The organism is Mesorhizobium sp. M7A.F.Ca.ET.027.02.1.1 (assembly GCF_004022985.1).
Lineage (GTDB): Bacteria > Pseudomonadota > Alphaproteobacteria > Rhizobiales > Rhizobiaceae > Mesorhizobium.
This window is the reverse complement of record NZ_RZOL01000300.1, coordinates 1-7,610: the sequence shown is the minus strand read 5'-3', so window position 1 is coordinate 7,610 and position 7,610 is coordinate 1. Positions and strand designations below refer to the sequence as shown.

Annotated in this window: 7 protein-coding genes and 1 pseudogene; 3 read left to right on the top strand and 5 right to left on the bottom strand. The window is 62.4% G+C overall.

The window, feature by feature from the left end:
• Both EN749_RS25930 and EN749_RS25925 read left to right on the top strand, forming a co-directional pair.
• Positions 1-205: pseudogene (locus EN749_RS25930) on the top strand (trimethylamine methyltransferase family protein); the annotation flags it as partial.
• A 173-nt stretch (positions 206-378) separates the two neighbouring features.
• Positions 379-1,608, top strand: a complete 1,230-nt coding sequence (locus tag EN749_RS25925; RefSeq protein ID WP_127808082.1) for an aromatic ring-hydroxylating dioxygenase subunit alpha — start codon at positions 379-381, stop codon at positions 1,606-1,608.
• Between the two features lie 45 nt (positions 1,609-1,653).
• Here EN749_RS25925 and EN749_RS25920 read toward each other — a convergent pair whose 3' ends face one another.
• The 4 genes from EN749_RS25920 to EN749_RS25905 all read right to left on the bottom strand — a co-directional run bounded on the left by EN749_RS25920 (position 1,654) and on the right by EN749_RS25905 (position 6,331).
• The gene (locus EN749_RS25920) at positions 1,654-2,052 is read right to left on the bottom strand and encodes a hypothetical protein (RefSeq protein ID WP_127317745.1); all 399 of its coding nucleotides are present in this window, start codon (positions 2,050-2,052) and stop codon (positions 1,654-1,656) included.
• 64 nt (positions 2,053-2,116) lie between these two features.
• Positions 2,117-3,505 (bottom strand): chromate transporter, encoded by a 1,389-nt coding sequence (gene chrA / locus EN749_RS25915; RefSeq protein ID WP_127808083.1) that lies wholly within the window; start codon positions 3,503-3,505, stop codon positions 2,117-2,119.
• Positions 3,502-4,320: a chromate resistance protein ChrB domain-containing protein gene (locus EN749_RS25910; RefSeq protein WP_128364222.1), complete on the bottom strand. Its 819-nt coding sequence runs from the start codon at positions 4,318-4,320 to the stop codon at positions 3,502-3,504. Before EN749_RS25910 ends, chrA begins: the two co-directional genes overlap by 4 nt.
• A gap of 205 nt (positions 4,321-4,525) precedes the next feature.
• Entirely contained in the window at positions 4,526-6,331 is a 1,806-nt protein-coding gene (locus tag EN749_RS25905; RefSeq protein ID WP_128364221.1) for an IlvD/Edd family dehydratase, read from the bottom strand.
• Between the two features lie 146 nt (positions 6,332-6,477).
• Here EN749_RS25905 and EN749_RS25900 point away from each other — a divergent pair, with 146 nt between their 5' ends.
• Positions 6,478-6,930, top strand: coding sequence for a carbon monoxide dehydrogenase subunit G (locus tag EN749_RS25900; RefSeq protein WP_013528005.1), 453 nt, complete (start codon positions 6,478-6,480; stop codon positions 6,928-6,930).
• 21 nt (positions 6,931-6,951) lie between these two features.
• On the opposite strand, the gene EN749_RS25895 is transcribed toward EN749_RS25900, so the two are convergent.
• Positions 6,952-7,610 (bottom strand): Mrp/NBP35 family ATP-binding protein (locus tag EN749_RS25895; RefSeq protein WP_145991006.1); only part of this gene is annotated, 659 nt, incomplete at its 5' end.

Below are 7,610 nucleotides of genomic sequence, written 5' to 3'. Positions count from 1 at the left end.
CTTCTATCCCGCCCTCGGCGATCGTTCCTCGCCGAAGGAATGGAACGAAAAAGGCCGGCCTGATATATTGCTGCGTGCGATCACCGAGAAGAAACGCATTCTTGCCGAGCGATTTCCGCGCCACGTGCCAAAACAGGTCGACGACAGATTGCGTGCCCGCTTCGGCAACCTGATCCACCTGCCGCGCACGCAAATGGGCGGCTGACCGGAGACGAGTTCGTGCAGCCATACAGCCACCACCCGGAGCCAATTCAGGACGGAAAACCGCTTCACACTTTTCCTGGAATTGCGCTCTTCGTTTGACGCAATTCCTAACAGAAAACCGCTTCACACTTTTCCTGGAATTGCTCCGGGATCAACCATCGGGCAGAACGACAAATGAGTGTGCATCCTATCCAGCAAGCACCCACCGACGGCGACGCGATCGATCGGCTGGTGGCATCTCATCGGCCAGGTCACGGCCTGGTGCGTGCCTTCTATCATGATTCGGCGATCTTCGAGCGCGACATGGAACGTGTCTTTCGCCGCCACTGGCACTGCCTGGCGCATGCCAGCGTCATCGCGAACCCGGGCGATTTCGAGCTGTTCAAGCTGGGTGACGAGGCGGTCATCCTGACGCGCGGCATGGATGGCACCGTGCATGCCATGCTCAATGTCTGCCGCCACCGTGGTGCCGAGGTCTGCACCAAGGAGAAGGGCAATGCGAAGATGTTCGTGTGCCCCTACCACGCATGGGCCTATTCCAATGACGGATCCTTGCGTGCCGCGCGCCTGATGCCAAAGGATTTCGACCGCTCGGCGCACGGGCTGAAGAAGCTTCATGTCCGCGTCGCTTCCGGGCTGGTCTTCATTTCCTTCGCCGAGACGCCGCTCGATTTCGATCCGATCGAACAGTCGCTGCGCACGAGTTGCGGCCAATATGGCTGGGGCGACGCCAAGGTGGCGTATCGTCAGTCCTATGCGCTCGACGCCAACTGGAAGCTCGCCGTCGAGAACTATGTCGAATGTTACCATTGCGGGCCGGCGCATCCGGAATATTCGCAGACGCATGCGCTGGAAAAACCGGCCGAGATGATCGAGCAGCTCAATGCGGCGATGGAGCAACGCACCTGCGCGCTCGGCATCGAGATCGGCAGCGCCAACCGCTGGCAGAACTCGGCCGCCGGACAGGAGGCGATCCACACTTTCCGCTATGCGCTCTATGACGGCGTTTCCAGCGGCAGCAAGGACGGCTCGCCGGTCGCGCCGCTGATGGGCCGTTTCACCGACTATGATGGTGGCGTGACATCGATCCATCTTGGCGGTACGACCTTTCTCGTCTGTTATCCCGATCACGGCATGATCTATCGTTTCATCCCGAAAACAGCTGGTACCTGTGAGATGGAGCTGATCTGGCTGGTGCGCGGCGACGCGGTCGAGGGCCAGGACTACGATCTGGAGAAGCTGACCTGGCTGTGGAAGGTCACCACCGAAGAGGACAAGAAGATCATCGAGCACACCGCGCGCGGCGTGCGTTCGCACTATTTCGTGCCCGGACCGATCGCGCCGATGGAATACAACGAACTGCGCTACATCGGCTGGTATCTCGAGGAGATCAGCCGGGCCTGATCGGCTCGGCTGCCGCGGGGGATCAGGCAGATCTTGCCTTTCGCGTCATTCCGCGCTGAGCCCGTATCGGTCGACGACTTCAGCGTTGATGAGCTTGGCATGCAGCGTCATCAGCACGATCTGCGCGTCGAGGCTGTCGCCGGTTTCAAGCGCCGCCTCGATGCGACGCTCGGCTTCCAGCGTCCGCTCATGGCCATTGGCTTGCTCGAAGGTTTCCGGACCCGCGATGCAATAGCTGCATAATTGTGCCACCGACGCATAGGTGCCCGGCGGCGGCTCGTCGGGCCAGCGATCCTTCATCAGGTTGACGATGGTAAGCTTCACGCCCTCCGGCACAAGGGCTGGATGCAGATCGGCGCCGCGCAAGGCATCGTCGAGCTGCCTCAAGTCGCCCGAACGGCCGAACATTCCGAGGAAGCCGAGGGAAGAGCGCCGTCCGGCCATGATGTTTCCTTCCGTTTCCAGCCCACTTATGTGGTGGGCAAGCGGATTACAAAGGCGGTGCTGGCTAACCAGCCGCCGCCAGCAAGACCCCTGCAAGGGCGGATAGCGCGAGTGTCGGCAGCATGCCGACTTTCAGCTTCAGGATGGCGACCATGGCGGCCACGGATAGCAAGGCCGCACGCCAGTCGATGGACGAAAGCACCGGCACGTTCATGCCAAGCCCCGTCGCGTGCACCTCACGGAAAATGACATGCAAAGCAAACCATAGGGCCAGATTCATGATCACCCCAACAATTGCGGCAGTGATCGCGCCCAGTGCGGCCGACAATGCCTTGTTGCCGCGCAAGGCCTCGATGTAGGGCGCCCCGAGGAATATCCAGAAGAAGCAGGGCGTGAACGTCACCCACAGGGTGAGCAGCGCCCCCAGCGATCCGGCAAGTAACGGGTCGAGCGAGCCGGAATGGCGGAACGCGGCGATGAAGCCGACGAACTGCAGCACCAGGATGAGCGGTCCTGGCGTCGTTTCTGCAAGTCCAAGACCGTCGACCATTTCACCCGGCGCCAGCCAGCCGAAGGACTGGACGGCTGCCTGGGCGACATAGGCGAGCACCGCATAGGCGCCACCGAAGGTGACGACAGCCATCAGGCTGAAGAACCGGCCTATCTCGGTCCAGACGCTTGCGGAGCCGGTGAACCACCAGATCAAAAGAACAGGCCCGAGCCAGATCGGCAGCCAGATGGCGAGGGTGCGCGGCGCGTGCCATTTGGTCGGTTTGACATGGGCCAGTTCGCCCCGCTCGAACATCAGGTCGACCGCTCCCTTGGAGTCGGCAACACCGTCCTTGCCATGGGCCGAGCCGGAAAACAGGCCGGGAGCAACGCGGTCCCCCAGCCATCCCGTCAGGCCGGCGAGAAGGACGATGAGCGGAAACGGCACATTCAACGCATAGATGGCGATGAACGCCGCGACCGCGATCGACACCATGACCGGATTTTTCAGGGCGCGTCGCCCGATCCGGATCACCGCCTCGATGACGATGGCGAGCACCGCCGCCTTGACCCCGAAAAATAGCGCCGCGACGAGCGGCATGTCGCCATAGAGGACGTACAGGCTGCTCAAGGCGAGCATGACGAGCGCGCCCGGCACGACGAACAGGATGCCGGCGACAAGGCCACCGGCCGTCCTGTGCAGCAGCCAACCGATGTAGATGGCGAGTTGCTGGGCTTCCGGGCCAGGCAGCAGCATGCAGTAATTCAACGCATGCAGGAAACGCCGTTCCCCGATCCAGCGCCGCTCCTCGACCAGTTCCTTGTGCATCAGCGCGATCTGCCCGGCCGGTCCGCCAAAGCTGAGCAATCCGATTTTCGCCCAGACCTTCGTGGCTTCCGCGAAGGTCGGCGCAGCCGGCGGCTCGACGGTCACCGCCTTATTGTCGGGGACAAGAATGGTCATGATGGTTTACCTGCAGCGGGCCAGTTGTGCGTTTCTTCGGTGGCGTCGCGACACCAGCGGAAGAACGCGTCGTAGAGCAGCATGCCTGCTTCCAGTTGTTCCAAATCGTCGCGGAACATACGCGACAGACCGAGCGAGGCAGCCAGAAAACCGGCCGCCTGGGGCACCAGGTCGAGGCTTGCGGTGTCGGCCGCGCGCACGATCAACGCCAGGCGATCGAGCGCCCCGGATTCCAACCCGAACTCCTCGATCATCGTGTCGAAGGTGCAGCGTTCGCCGCGATGGCTCCAGAACACATTGTCGATGTCGAACGGCACGGCCTGAAAGCGGTCGGCAACAGCCAATACTTCAGCGGGTTCGACAAACAGGAACACCGCGTCGGGGTCGAGGAAACGCCGGATCAGCCATGGGCAAGCGATGCGGTCGACCTTCGGGCGGGATCGCGTCACCCAGACGGTGGCGCCCTTTTCATTGCGTGGCGGCAACTTGGCGGTGCGGACCAGAAGCCCCCCGGCATCGCGCCAGGCCTCAAAGCCGCCTTCAAGGGATTCGGCTGATATCCCCTCATGGCGCATCCATGCGACGACGCCTTGCGAGAGCTTTTGCCCCTTCTGACAGACGACGGCCACCGGCTTGTCGGCAAACTCGGCCGCCCAGGTCGAAACGGTTTTGAAATCGCGCCGGCACGAGGCCGGCAACAGGCGCGGATCGGCTTCGAAATCTTCTTCGATGCGAACATCGATGATGACAGGTGCACCCGGCAGACCTATGAGCCGGGACAATTGCGGTACGGTGATAGCGGTTGTTGACGGCATGGCGTCCACCTCCTGAAAAGAGAAGCTTGGACGCGAACGTTGGGCTGACGCCTCACGGGGTCGTCGCGATGCACCCCTTGTCATGATGGTGGATTTGTTGGGCGCGCTTGTCAAGGACGGTGACCGTTCTCGACCTACCCGGCCAGGATAACCGGAAAACCGATGGCGGCCTGATTTGATCAAGCCGCCATCCGTCGATTCAGTATCAATGATTGTCTCTGGGGACACCGCTGGTGTGCGCGACATCCTGGTATTTTACCGCCGGCTTCAGCACCATCCCCTCCGAGAACTGCGCGACCATGCCGCGCTGGATCTCCTGCCAGGGTGTCTGGTGCTTGGGATAGTGGAAGCCGCCATTGTTCTGCAACTCGGCGCGGCGCCGGGTGATCTCGTCGTCGGTGACGAGGATGTCGGCCGTGCCCTTGCGCAAGTCAATGCGAACCCGGTCGCCCGTCTTGAGCAGCGCCAGTCCGCCGCCAATCGCGGCTTCCGGCGAGGCGTTGAGGATCGAGGGCGAACCCGACGTGCCCGACTGGCGGCCGTCACCGATGCAAGCGAGCGCGTGGATGCCCTTCTTGATGAGATAGGCCGGCGGCTGCATGTTGACGACTTCGGCACCGCCTGGATAGCCGATCGGACCGGCCCCGCGCATGAACAGGATCGTGTGCTCGTCGATGCCTTGCGCCGGATCGTCGATGCGGGCGTGGTAATCCTCCGGCCCGTCGAAAACCATGGCGTTACCTTCGAAAGCCTCGGGATCCTTGGGGTTGGAGAGATAGCGTTCGCGGAATTCCGGCGAGATGCCGCTGGTCTTCATGATCGCCGAATCGAACAGATTGCCCCGAAGATTGATGAAGCCGGCATTGGCCTTCAGCGGCTTGGCGACAGAGCGGATGACGTCGGGATTTTCGTTGGCAACGCCCTCGCTGTTCTCACCGATCGACTTGCCGTTGACGGTGCGCGCGCCGGGATGCGGCAACAGCCCGCCCTTCATCAGTTCGGCAATGACCGCCGGGACGCCGCCGGCATGATGGTAGTCCTCGCCGAGATATTCGCCCGTCGGCTGCAAATTGACCAGCAGCGGCACATTGAGGCCGACCGTCTGCCAGTCGTCATTGTCGAGCTTGACCCCAAGGTGGCGGGCGATGGCGTTGAGATGGATAGGCGCGTTGGTCGAGCCGCCAATGGCCGAATTGACGACGATGGCGTTCTCGAAAGCCTCTCTCGTCATGATGTCGGACGGCTTCAGATCCTCATGCACCATCTCGACGATGCGTTTTCCGGTCTCATAGGAAATCTGGCCACGCTCGCGGTAGGGCGCGGGAATGGCGGCCGAGCCCGGCAACTGCATGCCAAGCGCCTCGGCCAGCGAGTTCATCGTGGTGGCGGTGCCCATCGTGTTGCAATAGCCGGTGGACGGCGCCGACGAGGCGACGATGTCCATGAACTCGTCATAATCGATCTCGCCGGCCGACAGGCGCTCGCGTGATTCCCAGACGATGGTGCCGGAGCCGGTGCGCTTGCCCTTGTGCCAGCCATTGAGCATCGGGCCGACCGACAGGGCGATCGCCGGGATGTTGACGGTGGCCGCCGCCATCAGCAGGGCCGGCGTCGTCTTGTCGCAACCGATGGTCAGCACGACGCCATCGAGCGGATAGCCGTAGAGCACTTCGACAAGGCTGAGATAGGCAAGGTTGCGGTCAAGTGCCGCGGTCGGGCGCTTGCCGGTCTCCTGGATCGGATGGCAGGGGAATTCGAAAGGAATGCCGCCCATCGAGACGATGCCTTCGCGCACACGCTTGGCGAGTTCGATATGGTGACGGTTGCAAGGCGACAGATCCGAGCCGGTCTGGGCGATGCCGATCAGCGGCTTGCCGGACATCAGTTCGGCGCGCGTCAGACCGTAATTGAGATAGCGCTCGAGATAGAGCGCCGTCATGCCCGGGTTGTCGGGATTGTCGAACCACTCCTGCGAGCGAAATTTTTTCTTATGGGTGGGGGCGCCTGCCATCATGGTCTCCGTATTTGTAAGACAAATCGATATGGCAACGCGCGGGAGCAGGCAAGAGGGCGTGCGGTCGCAACCGGACTTTGGTGCGATAGACACGCACCGAGCCGTGCGTTACGGGTTCGGGCAGTCTTGTCCGGGAGGTTTTCATGGCTTTGGTGATCGAAGGCGAGGAGCGCATTGCCGCACCGCTGCAAAAAGTGTGGGAAGCGCTGAACGATCCCGAGGTCTTGAAGGCGACCATTCCCGGCTGCCAGAGCCTGGAGATGAAGTCGCCGACCGAGATGGCGGCAACCGTGGTGGTGAAGATCGGACCGATCAAGGCGACGTTCAACGGCGAAGTGACGCTGAAGAACCTGAAGCCGCCGCACTCCTACACCATCCAGGGCGAAGGCAAGGGCGGCATTGCAGGCTTCGCCAAGGGGGGCGCCGACGTGACGCTGACGGCGGATGGACCCGACGCCACGATATTGAACTACGCGGCCAAGGCCGATGTCGGGGGCAAGATCGCACAGCTTGGCAGCCGCCTGATCGAATCGACCTCGAAGAAACTGGCTGGACAGTTTTTTTCCAGCTTTGGCGAGAAGGTCGGCGCGGCCTAGGCTGCAGCACGGCGGCGCCTGCTATTCAAACACAATACTCGGCACGGCAGCAGCAGCCGCACCACGCTCTTCGTTGACCCGGTCCCAGACCTTCGAGGCGATGTCGCGGTAGATTTTCGCCTCGGCGCCGTCAGGCTTGGAGACGACAACCGGGGTGCCGGCATCCGAGCTTTCGCGAATGCCCATCTCGAGCGGCACTTCGCCGAGGAAGGTGACGCCGAGGCGCTCGGCCTCGCGGCGGGCGCCGCCATGGCCAAAGATGTCGTAGCGCTTGCCGGTGTCCGGGGCGATGAAATAGCTCATGTTCTCGACGATGCCGAGCAACGGGACGTCGACCTTCTTGAACATGTTGAGGCCTTTTCGCGCGTCGATCAGGGCCAGGTCCTGTGGCGTCGAGACGATGACAGCACCAGCCAGCGGCACCTGCTGGGCCATGGTCAACTGCGCGTCGCCAGTGCCGGGCGGCATGTCGACGACGAGCACGTCGAGACGGCCCCATTCGACCTCGCGCAGCATCTGCGTCAGCGCCGACATCACCATCGGGCCGCGCCAGATCATCGGCGTTTCCTCGTCGACGAGGAAACCCATCGACATTACCTTCAGGCCGTAATTCTCCATCGGTTTCAGGATCTTGCCGTCGACGGTCTGCGGCCGGCCGTGGATGTTGAGCAGCCTGGGCA

What these genes read in the sequence shown, in the direction of transcription:
- EN749_RS25900 (WP_013528005.1), top strand. Translation starts at nt 6,478, where the DNA reads ATGGCTTTGGTGATCGAAGGCGAGGAGCGCATTGCCGCACCGCTGCAA.
- EN749_RS25905 (WP_128364221.1), bottom strand. Translation starts at nt 6,331, where the DNA reads ATGGCAGGCGCCCCCACCCATAAGAAAAAATTTCGCTCGCAGGAGTGG.
- EN749_RS25925 (WP_127808082.1), top strand. Translation starts at nt 379, where the DNA reads ATGAGTGTGCATCCTATCCAGCAAGCACCCACCGACGGCGACGCGATC.
- EN749_RS25910 (WP_128364222.1), bottom strand. Translation starts at nt 4,320, where the DNA reads ATGCCGTCAACAACCGCTATCACCGTACCGCAATTGTCCCGGCTCATA.
- chrA (WP_127808083.1), bottom strand. Translation starts at nt 3,505, where the DNA reads ATGACCATTCTTGTCCCCGACAATAAGGCGGTGACCGTCGAGCCGCCG.
- EN749_RS25920 (WP_127317745.1), bottom strand. Translation starts at nt 2,052, where the DNA reads ATGGCCGGACGGCGCTCTTCCCTCGGCTTCCTCGGAATGTTCGGCCGT.